Annotated in this window: 2 protein-coding genes; both read right to left on the reverse strand. The window is 45.0% G+C overall.

Annotation, left to right across the window (positions count from 1 at the left end):
* Nucleotides 1-87 precede the first annotated feature (87 nt).
* Nucleotides 88-498 carry a putative iron-sulfur cluster-binding metallochaperone gene (locus tag CLC93_RS18010; protein WP_169903115.1) on the reverse strand — a complete coding sequence of 137 codons (411 nt, stop codon included), beginning with the start codon at nt 496-498 and terminating at the stop codon, nt 88-90.
* A complete protein-coding gene (locus CLC93_RS18015) occupies nt 491-889 on the reverse strand; it encodes a MerC family mercury resistance protein (RefSeq protein ID WP_095507289.1) in 399 nt (132 codons plus the stop codon). The genes CLC93_RS18010 and CLC93_RS18015 overlap by 8 nt, the downstream gene beginning before the upstream one ends.
* Nucleotides 890-1,028 lie beyond the last annotated feature (139 nt).

A 1,028-nucleotide genomic window follows, 5' to 3' on the forward strand; every position in this document is an offset into this window, starting at 1 on the left:
GGGCCAAGCTAAGCCTCATCATGCGATCTCAGGCTACGACATACAACCACCTGCCAAAAGCGGTCGTTTGGCAGAATAGCTGAGCCGTCAGTTTTTTGGGAAATCTGGAAGGCAGCAACGACCTGAAGGGTTTTTATATTCGCAAGCGCAGTTTTTTGCTTTTGTTTCAGACAATACAAACGACTTTGCAGAATCATCACTAATCGCTTCCTGTCTAGTGACTCCATAGCAATAGCAAACCGTTGCTAAATCAGAACTATCTTTTTGGCCGACAGCAGTTCTGACATCGCTTTGTCGAAAAGAATCTCCGGATTCTGAGAAATAAACAACATCGCAATCTTTAGACTTGCAGAAGTATAGCCTGGTGCTCCAGGACTTTATCTTCCATGGCGCCTTCAGGTGATGCTTCACTGTGCTCGATTGAACTTCTTTCGAGCTGGTTCTGCAACCTGGACATTTGGCTTTCGTAGATGGTTCATTTGAGCAGCAGTTAGACATTGGTAGTGAATTCCTTGCAGTCACAGTGCCTATTAGCTCTTAACGCTATTTGATGCCATATAGCCCCAGAAGCCAGTGCTAGCAATGACGTGTATAACAACCACTCGAATTTCAGCAAATTTAAGGCAGTAAACAAACCAACTATTCCGATAACACACAGGACAACTGGTTCCAATTTACCGTGTTGCTTAGAGCCAATATACACGCCAAGAACTAGTAATAGGCCAAGCACCTGAGAGATATATCCAGCCCAACTTGCGTGTTGGCCTAGGGCCCCCAAACCCAAGGTGCTTCCAACAGATGCGAGCAATGGAAAGCAGCAAGGCGTAGCCGCAGCAATAGCAGCTCCTAGGCTTCCTAGACCGCTTAAACTCACTATTGGTTTTTTCATTGTAGACCTTTATCTGCTCATATTGAGTATCGTTGGAGTGGGCAATATTGATACATCCTGTTCTGCAAAACAACATGGCTATTGTCTTAACCTTATCGCGCTCTCATTTATCTTCACTAAACGGCAGCTAAGGGCCAAA

The sequence above is a fragment of the Paraferrimonas sedimenticola genome (assembly GCF_002282855.1).
Taxonomy (GTDB): Bacteria; Pseudomonadota; Gammaproteobacteria; order Enterobacterales; family Shewanellaceae; genus Paraferrimonas; species Paraferrimonas sedimenticola.